This window comes from Pedosphaera parvula Ellin514, assembly GCF_000172555.1.
Classification (GTDB): domain Bacteria; phylum Verrucomicrobiota; class Verrucomicrobiia; order Limisphaerales; family Pedosphaeraceae; genus Pedosphaera.
In genome coordinates this window covers 1-19383 of the sequence record NZ_ABOX02000007.1, presented here as the reverse complement: position 1 = coordinate 19383, position 19383 = coordinate 1, and the positions used below count along the sequence as shown (strand labels likewise).

Annotated in this window: 13 protein-coding genes and 1 other RNA gene; 6 read left to right on the top strand and 8 right to left on the bottom strand. The window is 52.6% G+C overall.

Annotated elements, in window-relative coordinates:
• Window positions 1-509: 509 nt before the first annotated feature.
• Window positions 510-3371, bottom strand: coding sequence for an RNA polymerase-associated protein RapA (gene rapA, locus CFLAV_RS07170; RefSeq protein WP_040547422.1), 2862 nt, complete (start codon window positions 3369-3371; stop codon window positions 510-512).
• Here rapA and CFLAV_RS07165 point away from each other — a divergent pair.
• Complete coding sequence (locus CFLAV_RS07165) at window positions 3370-3567, top strand: hypothetical protein (protein WP_040547420.1); 198 nt, start codon at window positions 3370-3372, stop codon at window positions 3565-3567. The two genes, rapA and CFLAV_RS07165, sit on opposite strands and share 2 nt — an antisense overlap.
• On the opposite strand, the gene CFLAV_RS07160 is transcribed toward CFLAV_RS07165, so the two are convergent.
• The 6 genes from CFLAV_RS07160 to CFLAV_RS07135 all read right to left on the bottom strand — a co-directional run bounded on the left by CFLAV_RS07160 (window position 3568) and on the right by CFLAV_RS07135 (window position 10470).
• Window positions 3568-4134 (bottom strand): L,D-transpeptidase, encoded by a 567-nt coding sequence (locus tag CFLAV_RS07160; protein ID WP_007413989.1) that lies wholly within the window; start codon window positions 4132-4134, stop codon window positions 3568-3570. It abuts the gene before it with no gap.
• Window positions 4131-5441, bottom strand: coding sequence for an amino-acid N-acetyltransferase (gene argA, locus CFLAV_RS07155; protein WP_007413988.1), 1311 nt, complete (start codon window positions 5439-5441; stop codon window positions 4131-4133). Before argA ends, CFLAV_RS07160 begins: the two co-directional genes overlap by 4 nt.
• 70 nt (window positions 5442-5511) lie before the next feature.
• Entirely contained in the window at window positions 5512-6621 is a 1110-nt protein-coding gene (gene hisC, locus CFLAV_RS07150; RefSeq protein ID WP_007413987.1) for a histidinol-phosphate transaminase, read from the bottom strand.
• Window position 6622: 1 nt separating this feature from the next.
• Entirely contained in the window at window positions 6623-7717 is a 1095-nt protein-coding gene (locus CFLAV_RS07145) for a phosphotransacetylase family protein (protein ID WP_007413986.1), read from the bottom strand.
• Window positions 7718-7783: 66 nt separating this feature from the next.
• Window positions 7784-8926 carry a phosphate acyltransferase gene (locus CFLAV_RS07140; protein ID WP_007413985.1) on the bottom strand — a complete coding sequence of 381 codons (1143 nt, stop codon included), beginning with the start codon at window positions 8924-8926 and terminating at the stop codon, window positions 7784-7786.
• 26 nt (window positions 8927-8952) lie between these two features.
• Window positions 8953-10470, bottom strand: a complete 1518-nt coding sequence (locus CFLAV_RS07135; protein ID WP_050785649.1) for a trypsin-like peptidase domain-containing protein — start codon at window positions 10468-10470, stop codon at window positions 8953-8955.
• A 258-nt stretch (window positions 10471-10728) separates the two neighbouring features.
• On the opposite strand from CFLAV_RS07135, the gene CFLAV_RS07130 reads away from it, so the two are divergent.
• Complete coding sequence (locus CFLAV_RS07130; protein ID WP_007413983.1) at window positions 10729-11457, top strand: zinc ribbon domain-containing protein; 729 nt, start codon at window positions 10729-10731, stop codon at window positions 11455-11457.
• A gap of 81 nt (window positions 11458-11538) precedes the next feature.
• An RNA gene (gene rnpB / locus CFLAV_RS32035) (RNase P RNA component class A) lies at window positions 11539-11934 on the top strand.
• Window positions 11935-11944: 10 nt separating this feature from the next.
• On the opposite strand, the gene CFLAV_RS07120 is transcribed toward rnpB, so the two are convergent.
• The gene (locus tag CFLAV_RS07120; protein WP_007413982.1) at window positions 11945-13453 is read right to left on the bottom strand and encodes a glycoside hydrolase family 10-like protein; all 1509 of its coding nucleotides are present in this window, start codon (window positions 13451-13453) and stop codon (window positions 11945-11947) included.
• A 152-nt stretch (window positions 13454-13605) separates the two neighbouring features.
• Between CFLAV_RS07120 and CFLAV_RS07115 the strand changes: the two genes are divergently transcribed.
• The 3 genes from CFLAV_RS07115 to CFLAV_RS35445 all read left to right on the top strand — a co-directional run.
• Window positions 13606-14721, top strand: a complete 1116-nt coding sequence (locus tag CFLAV_RS07115) for a redoxin family protein (protein WP_040547462.1) — start codon at window positions 13606-13608, stop codon at window positions 14719-14721.
• Between the two features lie 240 nt (window positions 14722-14961).
• Complete coding sequence (smc, locus tag CFLAV_RS07110; RefSeq protein ID WP_007413980.1) at window positions 14962-18711, top strand: chromosome segregation protein SMC; 3750 nt, start codon at window positions 14962-14964, stop codon at window positions 18709-18711.
• 396 nt (window positions 18712-19107) lie between these two features.
• Window positions 19108-19383: hypothetical protein (locus CFLAV_RS35445; RefSeq protein WP_007413979.1), on the top strand; the 276-nt coding region annotated here is incomplete at its 3' end.

The window sequence follows — 19383 nt, the reverse complement described above, 5'->3', positions numbered from 1 at the left end:
AGCCATCTCATAAACCGGGAACCTCCCATGGGTTCCCGGTTTAGCCGATTTGGCTCGGCGTTTCGCGGACAAGGCTCCAAGCATCACACTTGGAGCCTTGTTCTTTTGTATGTCCGATGACTGTCCGAACTGTGGAGAAAGTCCTCAAGCTTGGATGGCTGAAAGCCCAGTGCGCCCTAAGCTCCCACATCACCCGCGCGCATTGGATGGGTGCCGACGCCAATGTGAACCTGCGCACATGGCAGCACCTCATGGAGGAGATCGTTAAAACCAGGTTCGATGAAGTTACATTGCCAATTTACGGACTGAGGATATTAACCAAGAGGGATAAGATCGCGGATCATACGTGCAAAAAAACTGGCAGCCTTATGCAGTTTGATACCGCAACCATTTTGGAGACAGGCCGGGAACCAGATTACTTTTCCATGTTTATGGCCAATGCGCGAAAAGCGTCGTTCCAAGGAATTTCATTATTCTCCAGGCGATTGCGGGTGATGGGTTGCGTTGACTCAGTTGAGGATTTCGGGTGGCCCTTTCCAGATGAGCCGCAAGGAGTCCAACCGAGTACGGGCTTGCAGGATGGTTGTAGCTAATTGTTTCTGCTGTTCTTCCGCCATGATAATTTCCTGCGGACGGATGTGATCATTCACCTGCCTTAGTGTTTTTAAGCGCTGCACTTCATGGCCGAGCAGCTGATTCATCTCCTTAAGGGCTGCTTGCCGCAACGTCTCAGCACCAGTCTCGGCCAGGGTTGAAGCGTGATGTAACATGGCGGGAAGCGTGCCTCTGGCGAGTTGCTCATTATCAAGAAGCTTGTACGGTGAACCTTTTCGCAGTCTTTCTTCAAGGACTTTTCCAGGATGAGATTCGCTCACGTTTTCCAGTTTGTGATTTATCACCAGGCGAATAGGGGTGGCGGGAAGAAAACGATCCATATGCAATCGCGGCGCGGCAATCGCTTCGAGAATGAAGGCCAATTCAAGCAAAAGTGTTCGTTCCCCAGCTGTCGGCAGCACGGCAAAGGAGCAGTTTCCCGCTTCCGAGCCCAGCAGCAATTCCATGGCCCCGGTGACCATGGGATGATCCCAGGTCAAAAAGCCAATATCCTCCCGACCGAGCGCACGACGTCGGTCGCACGTGGCGATCAAGCCTTCCGCCGGCATGGCGGGAAATGAATCCGTGATAATACCCTGCGGATTTAACTGCCAGGTGTGCGGCGCGAGTTCTTCAATGTGCACTCCAAAATGGTCGAACATGGAGAGCAGGTAATCTTCCAGATCGGTTTGTCGGTCTTCCTTTTGAATTAGTTCAATGATTTGCCGGGCCACCGGGGCACGAAAAGAATTCATCTCCAGAAGCCGGTCGCGGCCCTGTTCGAGGACCTGGCGCAATTCCCGCCGTCCGTCAGCGGTTCTTTCCAATAGATCTGCCAACTCCTGATCCGCTTCAGATCGGTCAGCGACAGAAAATTCGAGGGCCAGATCGTGAACGGCCCGGCCGAACCTGAGCAGCAGCTCGTTGCCGCCCTCAAGATTTTTTTCAAAGGCATCCAGGCCCTCGTGATACCACCGGGCCAAAACCTCCTGCGGACTGTGAGCAAGGTAGGGGACATGGATATGAATATCCTTGGTCTGCCCGATTCGATCGAGTCGGCCAATGCGTTGTTCAAGCAGTTCGGGATTTAACGGCAGGTCAAACAACACGAGGTGATGAGCGAATTGAAAGTTGCGCCCTTCACTCCCGATTTCCGAACAGAGCAGGAGCCGCGCACCATCCGCCTCGGCGAACCAGGCGGCATTGCGATCACGTTGCACCAAGGTGAGACCCTCGTGAAAGATACCAGTTTTAATGCTAACGTGACGACGCAGTGCCGCATCAATCGCTTCCACCTTTTCAATAGTGCGACAGATCAGCAGCACCTTTTGTGGATCGAGCTTTTGCAGCAAGTCAACCAGCCACAATATTCTTGGGTCCTTCGTCAGATCGAGTGATGCTTTAAGGTTTGCTTCACCGGCATCGACAGCAAACTCTGTGGATACCCGGTCCAGCCATTCCTCTGCCTTGGGGCCAGGATCCAGTTTGGCCAGATGCGCTGAACGTTTGGGAAAACCGGTCATGCCGGCTCGGGTGTTGCGGAACAGCACCCGTCCTGGACCATGCATGTCCAACAGGTCTTTCAATAAAGCCTGGGAAGCTTCGGCGTTACCTTTGCCCACTTTCTCCAGATGTTCCTTCAACTCCGCATTGTGCGCGAACAAGTTGCCCAGGAACGTGATGTCCTTTCGTGTGGGTTTTTTCCCCGTGAGCAACTTCTCCGCGATGTCTGCCGTGGGCTTATAATCCCGTGACTCGGCCAGAAAGCTTGCAAGATCGTGATGGCGATCCGGGTCCAGTAATTGTAACCGGGCGAAGTGGCTTTCCATGCCGAGCTGTTCCGGCGTGGCGGTCAACAAGAGCAAACCTTCCGACTGGCGGCTTAGTTCTTCCACGATCTGGTATTCCCGGCTGGGATTTTCTTTGGACCATTTAAGGTGATGAGCTTCGTCCACGACCAGCACGTCCCAGCCGGCAGCCACAGCCTGAGCCGACCGGGTCGGCGAACTGGCCAGAAAGTTGATGCTGGTCAATACCAGTTGATCATCCAGAAACGGATTGGCACCCGGATCGCCCGCTTCGATGGCGGCGCAACGTTCTTCATCAAAGATGTTCAGCCACACGTTGAAACGCCGAAGCATTTCCACAAACCACTGATGCACGAGCGATTCCGGAACCAGAACCAGGATGCGGTTGGCCCGTTCACTTAATAGCAGGCGATGCAGAATGAGGCCTGCTTCAATGGTTTTTCCCAGCCCCACTTCATCTGATAACATCACCCGGGGGGCCTGTCGACTGGCCACTTCCTGGGCGATATAAAGCTGGTGAGGAATCAGATCGATGCGCCCCCCGACAAATCCGCGCACCGGAGATTTTCGCAAGCGGTGAAGCAACTCCAGGGTCAGGCGTCGTAGTTCAAAGGTTGCCGGCTCATCGAAACGACCAGCAAACAACCGATCCTCAGGGCCACGCAGGCTAAGGCTGGCACTCAGTTCTGCTTCGGGCACCGCCTGGTCCTGGCCGACGTATAGCAGCAATCCCTCCTTTTCAATGACCTCCTTGACGGTCAGCTCTTTGTCATCATTTGTTTTCACCGTGTCGCCGATCCGAAACCGTACACGTTTTAGCGGTGCATTATCGCTGGCGTAGGTCCTGGTTTCGCCCGTGGCTGAAAACAATACCTGCACCCGACCTTCTCCTGTGTGTACGACCGTGGCGAGCCCGAGCTCCGGCTCCGACTCACTCATCCACCGCTGACCTGAAATAAACAAACTCATGAAATTGTCGCGGCTGTATGCAAGTTTTATCCGGCAAATGCAACCTCCTAAACCACCAATGTTGCGCCGCCAAAATCAATATGCCACAAAACACCACTCTGGAATTCTGATGGCGCTGCCTTTTGGAAGCGATTTACTTCGACAGCTTTTTGGAAGAAACATTCGCGCACCTGATGAAGCAAGCCTTCGACTATGACTATCTTTGGATCCAAACCAGCGTGCCGCTGGGAAGGAAGTCGTAAAGTGGCATCAAATCGTTTGCTGCAAGATGAATACAGCCGTGGGAGGCGGGACGTCCCAGAGATGGCTCATCGCCAGTTCCGTGGATGTAAACGTAGCGGTCATGCGTATCTACATTTCCACCACGATTCAAGCCTGGTTCCAATCCCTCCAGCCACATGATACGGTGGGTAATCGACGCGAGCGGCAATCCCTGCCACGTAAAACCGATGACCTGCCGGCTTTTAAATACGGTTCCGACTGGCCAACCTCCACCGATCTTTTCGGCGATACGATGCAATCCCAAAGGAGTGCAATTGGAGCCTGCCACCGAGCCAATGCCAAACCGGGAGGTGGAGCAGCGATATTCCTTCGTGAGCCCATACGCCGGGAAGGAGCTTTCCGGGCAGGCTGCGGGGTTCCTCTCGAACAAGCGGGCGGATTGAGTGGTAATCTCCACCGTGAACAGATATCGCGTCGGCACGATTCCTTGTTTGCGACAGGCAAGAGAAACACCGCCCGGCAGTCGTGCGGAACTGATCATACCGTTAAGGGAAGCGGAGAGGACGCGGGAGTTTCAGAAAGCTTCTTGATGAGCACCTTGGAATTACGGCCGCTGGCGTCATATTTTTCTCTTCTCACCGGTGGCAAGGCGTCCGGTGTCCCTTCAATGAATCCAGCCTTGGATTGAAAGTAATTAAATGCCTGCGTCGATAAGGTGATTAGCTCGTTCAAGCCCATCTCCCTCGATCGCTTCTCGACATATTGAATCAGCTTTTTGCCGATGCCCTGATTTTCGTGTGAAGTGTTTACGTACAGGCAGGCCAGTTCGCCCACTTTTTGTTCCGGATACACATGTAGTGCCACGCATGCCACGGGATTCTTATCAATTTCAAAAATATAATAATCCTGCAATTGCTTCTCGATCATATTCCGGGTGCGCTTCAGCAATTCGGAACTTTGGACCGAACTCTTGGTCAACACCTGTATGCTGCGAATATCCTTCTTTTTGGCAGGCCTGATCTGTTGATACTCGTTGGCATAAATCAAGGTTCCGATGCCCTCGTTGGAGAAGACTTCGGCGAGCAATCCTTCATCCACCCGGCCATTGATGATATGCACACGCTGAACGCCAGCGGTGCAGGCGGCCACTGCATGCCGCGCTTTGGAGGCCAACTCAGCTGGAAAATCAGATTTGGCAACAGTCGCACTCAAATCCGCCACCAACATTTGCCGGATAAGCTGTCCTTGATAAAATAATCCTTCGGCAGTCGTAATATAAATCAGTTTGGTGGCTTTCAACGCATCGGCCACCGCGACAGCCACGCTGTCTGAATTCAGCCGATACGTTTTTCCATCACCATCAAATCCTAAAGGCGGAATTACCGGTACAATTCCCTGGGCCAGCAAGGTCTGCAGTAAGTCCACGTCCACCCGTTCGACTTTTCCAGTAAATAAGTGGTCAATGCCATTCAAGATGCCCAGCGGGTGGGCCACAATGGCATTCACATAGGCAGCGCGGAGATCGTTTGCTGAAAGGCCTTCCAAAATCTCATGCGTCAGACGATTCGCCGCGGTTAGTGCCAGCTTGAGGGTTTCCGCGTCAGTGATTCCTGAGCCATCGAGGTCGGACGCCTTTACGTGCTGCTCTTCAGCGAGTGCCTTGACCTGGGCGGCAGCACCATGGGCGAGAACCACGCGGATGTTCAGGGAGCGAAGCACTGCCACATCCAGCAGGATATTCGCAAAATTTTCGTCCGTAACAATGGCACCGTCCACGCTGATGATGAAGGTCTTTTCCCGGAAGCGTGGAATATATTGCAGGATACCCCGCAGATCAGTCGGTTTCACGTTGGTCTATAATCAGTTAAGTCGCACTGGCATGATAAGTAATCAGTTTCGCCACGGATTCAACTTAAAGTTATTCACATTTTTGCGATAGCACTTGTTTTAAGGAGGCCAGGCAACGGCTGTTCTCCTGCGCTGTGCCCACTGAGATGCGAATCCATTCCGGCAATTGATATCCGCCCATGGGCCGGACGATCACGCCGAGTTTCTGGAGATCATTGAAAACACGTTGACCTTCGCCGACCTTGACCAGCACAAAATTGGCCGACGACGGAACAAATTCCCACCCAAGTTGTCGGAAGGCATGCTCCAGGAACTGCAGTCCTTGCGCATTATTTTGGCGGGTTTTGCTCATATGTTCAGCATCGTCAAGCGCTGCCAACGCCCCCGCCTGGGCGATGGAATTAATGTTAAACGGTTGACGCACTTTCTCCAAGGCGGTGATCAATTCGGGTTGGGCAATGCCATAGCCGAGCCGCAAACCTGCCAATCCGAAAATTTTCGAAAAGGTCCGCATCAGCAGCAGATTTGGTTTTTGTCCTCGCCGAATCAGGGGAAGCAGGTCAACCGGCTCGGGAAGAAACTCGATATAAGCCTCATCCATCACCAGGAGAACATGATCGGGAACCTGATTGATCAAATTTACCACATCTTCACGGGATGCGAGCGTGCCGGTTGGATTGTTGGGGTTGGCAACGAACATCACCCTGGTGTTTGGTTTGATGGCTTTCAGCATCGCTGGCAAATCATGACCGTAATCTCTGGCAGGAACGGAAATAACATTCGCACCAAAAAGTTTGGCCATGATCGGATAGATCGCGAAGCAGTATTGGGAGACCACCACGTCCACTCCCGGCCCCATCATGGCATGCCCGACGAATTCGATAATTTCATTGGAGCCATTGCCTAAAATCACGTTACCGGTTTCAACCCCGAGCTTTTCAGCCAGCTTTTGTTTCAGATAAAAAGCGTTTCCGTCCGGATAAAGATGAAGGTTCGACAAAACCCTTTGCATTGCCGCCAGCGCAGCAGGGGAGGGGCCGAGCGGATTTTCATTGGAAGCGAGTTTAATGATATCCGAAGCAGGCAAGCCAACCTCGCGCGCCACTTCTTCGATCGGACGGCCAGGCTGGTAAACAGGCAGTGTTTGCAGTGCTGGATTTAAAGAGAGACGAGAAGTCATATTAGAGAAGCTCCAGGATTTTATTTACGTCCACGTTCTGGGCGATGAGGTCACGGATCAAAGTTATTTTCTGCGCATCCTCGGGGCGGGTTTTTACTGTCAGGTCATGTACTGCTGAGGCAACTTGATAGCTATCCGCTGTCGCCAACATGACAGGAATGGGCATGGAGCGAATGACCTTCAGCACGCTGGAGCTTGGCCGGAGATTTCCCGTCAGCACAATTCCAGCCATGCTTTGTTCGCCCTGGCCTTCGATGCTGGTACAGGCTGCCAGGATGATGTCTTCCCGGTCTCCGGGCGTGATGAGCAAAACGCCCTTCTTGAAAAAACTCATGGCATTGTGAGCTCCCATCGCGCCTACAGCCACATCTTCAACAATGTTATTTAACCGGTCAGTCTGGTTCAGCATCTCGGCTTTCAACTCTTCGCGAATCAAATCAACCGTGGGGCTTGAAAGCACACTTTGATGAGGAATTACACCCAGCAACTCCAGCCCCTTTCGTTTCAGTCCGCGCCGGGCGAATTCGGTGATATACTCAATTTTCGTTCCCACCACCTTGTTGAGGATGACACCGATGATCTCAACGCCTTCCTTTTCAAACAGAGCCTGATTCAAGGCAACCTCGTCAATTGGTTTCCCAATGCCGCCTTGGGTAACGATGATTACTTTCGCCCCGAGAATTTTGGCTACCTGGGCGTTTGATAAATCGAACACAGAACCGACACCAGCATGACCTGAGCCCTCGCAAAGGACAAATTCCTTTTCCCAGGCGACACGGTCGAAAGCTTTTTGGATTTTTTTGACCAAAGCTTCGTTGTTTGAGGATTGTAAATACTTGCGGGTAAAATCCGGTTCCACCGCAATCGGGCTCATGTCCCCCAATGGGCAGTTGAGGCGATAAACGCTGTCCATTAACACCGTGTCTTCGTCGATTTTCTGTTCTTCAATTTCAACGAAACGCTGGCCGACAGGTTTAATGTAGCCGATGCGTGGGTAATGTTGCTGGAGCGCGGCAATCAGCCCGAGGGAAGTCGTCGTCTTGCCGTCATTCTGACGGGTTGCTGCAATAAAAACACGAGGAGTGACTTTGTTCATTAAAAAATCTCCACCATTACCGGTGGTATAGAGTTCTGTGGCACCAAAGCTGGGAGGAAATTCACCCTATTCTCCGGGAAGCTTATCACCTGCGCCGGGATAAAGTTTGCTATATTCGATGGATTGCAATCCCACTATGGCAGCCACGCCCAAAATATCATGGGCATTGGATCCGCGGGACACATCCGCTGCCGGCCGATCCAGCCCCAGCAGGATTTGACCGTAAGCATTCGCGCGGGCGACATGTTGGATGAGCTTGCTGGCAATATTGCCTGAATTCAGATCGGGGAAGATTAATACCGTCGCCCGCCCGCCCACTTTGCTGTCTGGCAGCTTGCGAAGAGCAATTTCCGGCACTAACGCGGCATCCACCTGGAGTTCGCCATCAAAATCAGCTTCCAAATTAATTTGCTGCGCCTTTTTCACCGCCAGTGCTGTGGCTGCCTGGACCTTCATGATGGATGGGTGTTTGGCGCTGCCCTTGGTTGAGAAGGAGAGCAGGGCGCAACGTGGACGGGTTCCCATGATTTGACGCGCCAGCTGGGCGGTTGAAATGGCAATATCAGCGAGCTGTTCCACTGTTGGTTCAGGAATGACGCCGCAATCCGCCATGAACAAGGTTCCGTTTTCACCAAACCGAGTGTCTTCCACTTCCATCACCATGCAACTCGAAGCCGTGGAGGTTGTGGGGGCGACTTTAATGATTTGAAATAGTGGGCGGAGTACGCTGCCAGTGGTCTGGTTGGTACCAGAGATCATGCCATCAGCCTGATGCATTGCCACCATCATGGCACCGTAATAATTCGGCAGCAACATCGCTTCTCTGGCTTCATGGGAGCGCAGACCTTTCAGGCGGCGCAGGGATTCAAAACGGCGGACAAAGCTGTCCAGATCTTCGCTTTCGGCCGGATTAATGATGCGAACACCTTCCAGCGACACATTGAGGCTCTGGGCAGCCTCTTTAACCTTCGTGCGATCTCCCAGGAGGATGGGGACGCCGAGTCGAAGCGAGTAAAATTGGCGCGCGGCCTGGAGCACGCGAGGTTCCGTCCCTTCAGGGAAGACAACTCGCTTGGGATGTCGCTGCAACTTTTCGATGACACTGCCAATAAAACGCATGGAGGTTAAGTAGCCGAGAAAGGTGAATACTGCAATGTCAAATGGCTTGATTTCGGGAATCCATGTGAGGTTCCAAATTTCCAAATTCACCTGCAAGCGAAGTGAGGCATTGCCCTCTAATCGTCCCCTTCCTTCAAAATCTCGAACTTGGCCGCGCCCTCACTGATCAAATTCACAATCACGCCCCTTTTTGTATCGAGATTTTTGATGAGCTCGCGAAACTCCTTGGGATCGCTGACTCGATGCTGATTGATCGAAGTGATCACATCACCGACTCTGATGCCGTTGCGAGCGGCCAGGCCGGTTTTGTCGACTGAGGTCACGATCAATCCCTCGGTCGCGTTCACATTGTAATGTTCAGCCAAATCGCGCGTTACTGCCTGCACTTTCAATCCCAAAGTTCCGCTGGAGGAATCGATTTTGGGATAAGTTTCGTTTGATGCAACCAACACATTTTTGTCCTCATATTCGCCCGGCTTGACGATTACTTTGAGGCGCTGGATGTCCTTGGGACTGTCTCCCTGGCGCACGACATCCAGTTTTACATTTTGACCAATTGTCTTGCCGCGCACAGCGTCTTTGAGTTGTTGCGAGGTGACGACGGCTTTGCCATCCACAGCGGTGACAACATCCCCTGGCTTGAGCTCTGACTTGGCGGCGGGTCCGGACGGCAAAATCTCCGTGACGACAACGCCATCCTGAATGCCCGGGACAAATTCCCGATATTCAGGATACTCGCGAAAGGAACGAATACTCACTCCCAACCAGGCACGGGTAAATTTTCCGTCAGTAATCAACTTGTCGGCGACTTCCCGGGCTAGATTGCTCGGGACGGCGAAACCGATGCCGGTATGCAGACCACGAATCAAGGTATTAATACCGATCACTTCACCATCGATATTCACGAGCGGTCCGCCACTGTTGCCGGGATTGATGTTGGCATCGGTCTGGATGAAGCTTTGATCGGTCATGGTGGGACTCTCCGGATCGGGCATAACAATGTTGGAACGGTCCTTGGCGCTGACATGACCGAAGGTGACAGTGTAGTCCAGGGCAAAAGGAGCACCGATGGCAATGGCAAACTCACCCACGCGGGTCTTGCTCGAGTCGGCCAACCGAGCCACAGGCAGACTTTGGGTGTTGATCTTGATCACGGCCACATCGGACGGGGCGTCCACGCCCCGGACTTCGGCTTGAAATGTGCGACCATCCTTGAGCCGGACCTCGATCTTTTCGGCATCTTCCACCACGTGACGGTTCGTCAGGATGAAACCATCCTCGCGGATGATGACGCCCGAACCCTGACCAGTGGATTTTTCCTGCGGAGATTGCCGGAAAAATTTCCTAAACTCGGGTGGCACACGGTCCAACGGATCTTCCCCATCATTCTGTTCCTGACCGGGCGGCAGTTTGAAGGGTGACTCAGTAGTCTTCTGGGTCACGGTTATGACCACCACAGATGGTGAGACCTCTTCAGCCACCTGCACAAAAGCCTGGTTTAACTGCCGGGCCAAATCCAAATTGGGATTGGGTTTGGGGACAGAGACATTCTCCTTCGCCGGAGAGGAGAGTGCCAGGGTGGATACAAGGATGGCAAAAATGGATAATAAGGAATGGAGCTTCTGACGTGTCATAAAGGGAAAGTGGTTTGTGGCTTTCAAAATCCGATGGTTTTGATCACGGTGCCAATGCATTGTGGTATATAGGCTTGGCCTGACAAGAGATTTCTTCCATATGGTCCCGGAGCCTTTATTTTCATGGGTATAAATACCACAATTGAGGAAAGAAGCATAATTTGTGAACCCGGAGGAAATATATTGATCACTTGAATTCCTGTGCATTGACTTGCTATAAAGGCGTGGATACGATGGTAGGAGAAAGAATTTACTTAAATGCTCGAAGTAATTGAAAAGCTGCTCATCCTTCAAGACCGCGACCGCAACCTCCAACGGGTCAAGACCGAACTCGCTCACATTGAGCCGGAACGGCAGGCATTGAAGGCGAAGGCCACCGGGACGCAAGCCAACCTCGAGGCTGCCAAGAACAAAGGGAAGCAGATTGAAAGCGAGCGCAAAAGGCTGGAACTGGACGTGGAGGCGAAGAAGCAACAAATCGAAAAATATGCGCTTCAGCAGTTCCAAACCAAGAAAAACGAGGAATATCGTGCTCTCGCCCATGAGATTGAGAATTGCAAGAAGGCCATTGTCGGTCTGGACGACCAGCAAATCGTTTTGATGGAGCAGGCGGAAGTGGCGCAGAAGGAAATTGGAGTTGCCACACAAGCGGCAAACGAGGCCCGTAAAGTGGTTGAGGGGCAGATCACGGGTCTGGGGCAGCGCGAAGAGAATTTAAAGAAGGAGCTGGCCGAGTTGGAATCGAACCGCGAGGAATTGGCAGCGGCGGTCGATGAAAGCACTCGCTCACGCTACGAACGCCTGTTAAAGAGCAAGGGCTCGAATGTAGTGGTGGGGATTCAACACGGCGTATGCGGTGGTTGCCATATGAAGCTGCCAACGCAGATTTTGCTCTCGACCCGGGGACAGCAGGAAATCGTTACCTGCATCAATTGCGGACGCATCCTCTTCTACACACGAGACATGGATTTGGCCGTCGCAGATTAAGAACCAATTATTATCTGGAAATTTTCCCCTGCAAGCTGCTGCTTGTCAGGGGCTTTTCTTTGCCTTAAAGTGATTGTGATTTTGGAAGGGCGGAGGATCGCTTTCGGCGCAAGCTGGAGGAGGAAAGTCCGAACTCCGTAGGGCTCGATGCCGCGTAACCTTTGCTTTCGGGCATTGGATACACGCGGGAGGCGTGGTCGAAAGACCTGCCGATGGAAAGTGCCACAGAAACTTAAACCGCCGTCAGCTTCGGCTGACGGTAAGGGTGAAAAGGCGGGGTAAAAGCCCACCGCTCCAAGAGAAATCGAGGAGGCACGGAAAACCCCATCGGGTGCAAGGCCAAATAGGAAACCGAGGAGCTGCCCGCTCCGCGTTCCGCGCAAGCGGAGCAGGTTTCGGGTATTGGCTGCTCAGACAAATGATTCTCTCCGTTCGAAAGAACGCAGACAAAATTCGGCTTACAGCCCTTCCAAAATCATCTCACGACCTACTGGGCAGAGGCAGTCGTTTTCTCCAGTACCACGGGCAGGCTTGCCAATCCGCAACGATCGATTGCAGTTATGGAAACCACCTCGGTGTTCTCGGCCAGGTTCTTTTTGAGAGTATCACCAGGCAGAATTGTGGTGCTCCACTTATCTCCAGACCTGGTCTGTAATACCCAGACGGAGATCTTCTCTTTTCCGGAAGTCTCCCAGCAAAGTTCGCTCCCACCAAATAGTGTTAGCTCAGGCTTTCCTGGTCCCCTGTGTTCAAGCCAGGGCGAAGCAGGAACGATTGCTGGTTCAGCATACAATCCTTTTTCTAAAGTTGTTGCGAGTCCACCCCTGTCATTTAAGAGGCATTTGTAGCTCCAGTGAATGACGCCGGCTGTGCCTTTGGAAATTTCACGCGTAATTTTGATTTGGTTTGGAATTTCCTGAGGGGATCTCTCGGCAAATTTCCCGGAATCAATCCCCGGCCAGATGTTGCGATTCTTTGTGTTCTGTTCGGTCCACCACTTCAACAGGCTCGTGAAGCTGAGCTCCGAGGGCTCAATCGCCCAATATAGCTGCGGCGCGCAATAGTCCATCCATCCGTTCTGAAGCCACTTCTGGGGGTCGCAATACAGGACGTTATAAGCATCGAAGCCCCTCTTGATGCCGGTGGGAACACCCGGTTGCCAGATGCCGAATGGAGCAAATCCTACTTTGACCCATGGTTTCGTGGCTTTCACGGATTGATACAGGCGTTGAACCAATACATTCACGTTTTCACGGCGCCAATCGGCACGATTCATCTTGCCACCGCTGTCCTGATAGCGTTTCCAACTGTCCTCATCCGGAAAATCGAGCTGGTGTCTATCTTCATCTGTCTCCTTGTAGGGATAGAAATAGTCGTCCATGTGAACACCATCGACGTCGTACCGTTTTACCACGTCCATGACGACGTTGATCGAATAGTCTTGAACCTCCTTTTCGCCCGGATCGAGCCAAAGGTACTTGCCATATTTCTTGACGAGGTTGGGATGCGTTTGGCTGATGTGGGTCGCGGCGATCGGGGATTTGTCCGAAGGATGGGCTGCGCGATAAGGATTGAACCAGGCATGCAGTTCCAGCCCGCGTTTGTGCGCTTCCTCGATGGCAAATTGCAGCGGATCGTAAAATGGTTCCGGTGGCTTGCCCATCGCTCCGGTGAGATAATAAGACCATGGCTCGATGGTCGAGGCGTACATGGCATCGCAGGCCGGACGGACCTGGAAGACGATGGCGTTCAAATGAGTTTTTTGAGCATTCTCCATGATGGCGACCATCTCGGCCTTTTGCTGATCCACCGGCAAGTCCGGCCTGGAAGGCCAGTCGATATTCGCGACTGTGGCGACCCAACCGGCGCGAAATTCCCGTTGCACCGCGGGCGGTTTGATGCTGGAAGATTTATAACTTGTATCAGCCGCCGGCAAAACCGTGGCTGTCAACAACAGAAGGCAAAGAGCAGGTGCAACTAACCGTATTGAATTCATCAGGGGCGCATTAATGCCTTTCAGACGATTTGTTTCAAGCCTTTGTTTATGTAATCGGCATGTGATGATGTGGTTAGGTGGGCTTGGTCGTAAGCAATTTAGATGACTTGCGAACAGATTTCGCCCGGCCTATGATTACCGCAGCAACCATTATGAACCGGATACTCGTTTTGCTATGTGCCTTGATGTTGGGCGACAGCAATCTTTTTGCCGAGGATCATCCCACTTTGGCGGTCGGTGCCGCAGCTCCAGATTTCAAACTGCCGGCAGTCGATGGGAAGAACTATTCCCTCAAGGATTTTGAAAAATCGCCGATCCTGGTCGTTGTTTTCACCTGCAATCATTGCCCTACGGCGCAAGCTTATGAGGAGCGCCTCAAAAAAATAGCGGAGGATTACGGCAAGCGAGGTGTATCTCTGGTGGCGATAAATCCGAATGATCCCAATTCCGTCCGGTTAAATGAACTGGGCTATACGGACCTCAGTGACTCCTTCGACGAGATGAAGCTTCGTGCCGGGGACAAGCATTACAACTTCCCTTATCTTTACGATGGAGACACGGAGGAAGTATCAAAGAAGTACGGCCCCGCCGCCACGCCACACGCCTTCGTTTTTGATAAGGAACGCAAGCTGCGTTATGTCGGACGCATTGATGACAGTGAACGGCCTGAGTATGTGAAGAAGCGGGAATTGCGCGACGCCTTGGATGCCATGCTCGCAGGTCGTGAAATCGAAGTGAAACAAACCAAGGCATTCGGCTGTTCAACCAAGTGGGCAGGGAAGCAGGAATCGGTGAAAGAGTATATGCAGCAGCTTTCCACTGAGCCGGTCAGTGTTGAGTTGGTGGATGCCGAGGGCTTGAAAGCTCTTCGCAAAAATGATTCCGACAAAATACGACTGGTCAATTTTTGGGCGACCTGGTGCGGACCCTGCCTGGGCGAATTTCCCGAGTTGATTGAAATTAACCGGATGTATCGGCATCGGAATTTTGAACTCGTCACGGTGGCCGCAAATTTCCCGGACGAGAAGCAACAGGTGCTTGAGATTTTACAAAAGGAACAGGCTTCCACAAAAAACCTTCTTTTTGGCAGCACCGATAAATACCAAATGACGGAAGCTTTTGACCAGGAGTGGAACGCCGCACTTCCTTACACGATCCTGATTGGTTCCAAAGGGGAAATCCTCTACCAGAAAAAAGGCGGCCCTTTCAATCCGTTGGAACTCAAAAAGGCGATCGTCAAAGCGCTCACGGAGGATCGATTCAAGTAAGCGCCTTCGATGACTTTCGCCAAAGTGCGAATAACTTTTGTTTGAAAGGTTCAGAACTCCCGGTAAACTAATGGCTTAAGGGTCATTTTACCCTGAAATAGTCATTTTAAGGTGCATATAAGTAACTTTGGTCCATACCAGCTTTCCTCCATTAGTTGTGCTCTTAACTCGAGGTCGCCACTGTATATGGTGGTTTTCGCTTTACTAAATCTCCCCTGTTGTGCTTCTTTTACCTAAGCCATGTATTTAAAGAATTTAACGGTGTTTGGCTTCAAATCCTTTGCCAACAAGACCAGCCTGAACTTTCAGCCAGGCGTGACGGCGATTGTTGGTCCGAATGGTTGCGGCAAATCCAATGTTTCGGATGCCATCCGCTGGGTACTGGGTGAACAATCAGCCAAGGCGCTGCGTGGCGGGGAAATGGCCGACGTTATTTTCAACGGCACTGATGGCCGCAAGCCGCTGGGCATGGCTGAAGTTTCCCTGACCATCGGAGGCGTGGATGATGAGCATCTCAAGGCCGCCGGCGTCGAAGTCTCTTATAATGAAGTCACTGTTACACGCCGGGTTTTTCGTGATGGTGGCAGTGAATATTTCATCAACAAGACCTCCTGCCGCCTCAAGGATGTGCAGCAGTTGTTCATGGGCACCGGCGTGGGCCGCACCAGCTACAGCATCATGGCGCAGGGGAACATCACCCAGATTCTTTCCAGCAAGCCGGAAGATCGCCGAATGATTTTTGAGGAAGCTGCCGGCATCACCAAGTTCAAGGCGCAAAAAAAGGAATCGCTACGCAAGCTCGAATATACTGAACAGAACCTGCTGCGGATTGCCGACCTGATTCGCGAAGTCAAACGGCAGATTGGTTCCTTGCAACGCCAGGCTGGCAAGGCTCGCCGTTACAAGCAACTCATGCAGGAGTTGCAGCATCTCGATACTCAGTTGGCCCGTCACCAGTTTGATGTTTTGCAGACCGAGATCAGCGAACGCCAGGCGCTTACCGAGAAGTTGCGGAATGACATCGAAATTGCCTCCGCCGAAGTGCTGCGTAAAGAGGATGAGATTGTGCAATTGCGCCAGCAGCTTTCAACGCTGGAACATCAGATCAGCGAGATGCAACAACGCGGGTTGGAACTGAGAAGCTCCATCGACCGCCAGGAAAGCCGCATTCAGTATAACGAAGAACGTTTGCGGGAACTCGCGGCTCAGAATGCCAGTGCATTGGCGGAAATTACCGAAGCCGAAGAGCGGCATCTGGTGGCCGAACAGGAATTGGATGTGCTGACGGACAGGCTGAGTGCCTCCACCGCAACTTTGGAACAGCACCGGGCTTCGCTGCAATCCAAGCAGGACGCCTTGCGCGAAGTTGAAGAGGAGTTGCGTCAACGCCAGGAAGCTTTACGCCAGGCACAGTCGCAGGCGTTTTCGCAAGCCCAACAGCTCACGCGCGTGCGCAATGAGATTAATGCCCTGGACCTGCAAAAGCAGGGCAATGTCGTGCGGCTTGAAAAACTTTCCGCTGAAAAAATTCAGCTCGAAGAGGAGAGAGTGCAGTTGGAATCGCGCCTGAGCGAATTTGCGGCCAACGTTGAGATGGAGAAACTCAATGTGCAAACGCAGCGCGGCACCGTTGAAGAAAGGCAGGCGCGCCTCAAGCAAATCCAGCAGGAGTTGACGCAACTTACCCAGGAGCTGGATGCCTATTTGCAGAAACAAGCGGAAAAACGTTCCCGTCTGAACGTCCTGCAGCAGCTTCAATCAGAGCACGAAGGGTTCAGTGCGGGAGCATTGGCGGCGTTGAAGAAAGCGGACCAGGTGCTGGGCTCGCTGGCTGATAAAATTCGCGTCCCTGATCAATACATCACTGCTGTTGAAACGGCGCTGGGTCATTACCTGCAGGTTGTAATCACGGAAAGTCCCGAAGCGGCTCAACAAATTTTGACCGACCTTAGCAATAACAAACAAGGGCGTGCCAGCATTGCTTCACTGGCTTTGGGTCTTAATGCCCCAGTGGCCGCCACTCCGCCTTCAGCGCACATGGCTGCGCTGAGTGTCATTGAAGCCGATGCCTCGGTTCAGCACTTTTTGCATAGCGTGCTGGGCCAGACCTTGATCGTGCCTGATCTCCAGACGGCCACCGCTGCCTGGCAGGAGAACCAAGGCGCTTTTGATTTTGTCACCTTGTCCGGCGAACTGCTGAACCGGCATGGAGTTTACACCGGTGGCTCGGCGCAGAGTTCGGGCAAAGCCCCCAGTTCCATCCTCGGACGTAAGAACCAGATTGCCGAGTTGGAGACTCATATCAGCCAGGCCCAGGAGCAGGTGAATGAACTGAGCCGCCGCAAGGGGGCGTTATTGAGCGAACAAACTTCCCTGCAAGCCGGCTTGCAGCAGGCCCAGACTGAATTGCGCCAGCAGGAAGTCGCGATTGCCACCCGCCAGGGCGAGTACAATGCGTTGCAGATTTCACAAAGGGTTTTGCACCAAAAGATCGATACCGTCATTTACGAAATTGAAAGCCTCGCTTCGCAGGAAGAGGAGGGCTCTCAAAAGCGCGCAGCCCTGGCCACCCAGATCAGCGAGCTCGAATCGCGCGAACGCTCATTGCAGGAAGAGGTTGCTCAACTGACTGCCTCACTGGAGGAACTTCGCCAGCAACGCGACGGGGCGACTACGGGGTTGACGGAAACAAAAGTGGCGCTCGCGTCCGAGGAACAGATTTGTTCCTCCTTCCGCCAGCAGCAGCAATCGCTCACGCAACGCATTCGCGAACTGGCCCGCCTGGTAGAACAACGTCGCTCCGAAGTTTCTTCGTTTTTGAATCGCAAGACCCAGGCGGAAAGTGAAATTCAAGAATCGCGTCGTCAGATTGAATCGCTACAAATCGATCGATCACAACTCAACGCGCAGGTGGCCGACCTGGTTGGCCAGAAGGAAACGCTTGAGCTCGACATCATCTCGCGTGATGACGATCTGAAGGAGCAGCGCCGCCGGTTGTCGGGCGCTCAGCAACAGCGCGGCAGCATCGAGGTGGAGTTGGCGCAGAAGAACATGTCAGTTCAGAATCTGCGTGAGCGCATCCAACAGAAATATCATCTAAACCTGGATGAAATTCGCAGCGAATGCATTACCATCACAATCGCTGAAGAAGGACCGGCAAAAGTGGAAACCTTGACGCCGGAGGAAATGGCGGCGAGCGGCGCTGCAACCGATTGGAATGCCATTGCCGAGCAGGTGGCCGGGCTGCAAAAGCGTCTGGATGAAATGGGCCCGGTGAACCTCGTGGCGATTGAAGAATACGAGGAAACCGAACAAAGGTTCAATTTCCTGAATACTCAGCACGATGATTTGGTAAAGGCCAAGGCCGAGTTGATGGAGATCATCAACCGTATCAATGGGCAGACGCGGGAGATGTTTACGCAGACTTTCGAAAAGATTCGGGACAACTTCCGCGCGATGTTCACTGAAGTGTTCGGGGGTGGAAAGGCTGACCTGATTCTCACCGGGGAAGGGGATGCGTTGGAAAGCGGCATTGATATTGTGGCGCGTCCTCCCGGCAAGCAGTTGCAGCAAATTTCTCTCCTCTCCGGTGGCGAGCAGACGATGACGGCAGTGTCGTTATTGTTCTCCATTTATCAAGTGAAGCCGAGTCCGTTCTGCGTGCTGGACGAATTGGATGCGCCTCTGGACGAATCCAACATCAATCGTTTTATTCGGGTATTGCAACGCTTCCTGTCGCATTCACAGTTTATCATCATCACGCACAACAAGCGCACCATCGGCATGGCGGATGTGCTTTATGGTGTGACCATGGAAGAGCATGGCATCAGCAAGATTGTGAGCGTGAAATTCCACAAGGCGGATGAGGTCGTGGTGGATCACAAGCCGATGCCTTTGGTGCCTCCGGCAACAGGTGGCACCTCGGTCGACAAGGTCGAGGATTCGTCCCATAAACGCGAGGAAACTATCGATATTGCCATGGCAGAGTAGATCGAAAAGCGGCGCTTCGGTGCCGCCTTTTTTGGGTGAACATTCACCGGATTAGCCCCGGGCGGCTCTTTAAATGCCCGGTGCCCAGGAGTAACTGTTTTGTGGGAAAAAGAGTTATGAGTAAGTCTTGCAATTCCCCGTGGACGGACGCAGAATTGCTATCCCAGAAGGATAGCGCTCGGGACTAATTTAAAATTTGATTTGGGCGACAGAACGTTTCTTCAGCGGGATTCCCCATCCCCACCTCCTTGGCGTCTGTTGCCCAAATCTTCTTTAGGCCGGTGTTCTGGACTCACCCAAGGCGAGAAGCTTTCATTGGTAAATTTCTTTACGCAACCTTGAATGGTGAATTATGCCTTGGAAGTATTTTGTATTTGGAACAAGTTTTGATCTTCGATGCATTTGAGAAATATATTCGGTTTCGGTCTGCTGACTTTGACCGCCTGCCTGGGTTTTTTTAGCAATTGTCGCGCAGAAAATTTGGCGATAGGACACTTCGGAAGCACAAACTACGGAGATTGGAAGATGACGGGAACGGCATTTAATTTGGGCCCCGCATCCGATGGCCTTTTGGCCAGGTTGGAGATTGAAAATGCTCGCGACAATCGAGTGGCCAGCAGTGAGATTGAAGGTGACGGGCCAACGGGAACACTCACTTCTCCAAAGTTCAGG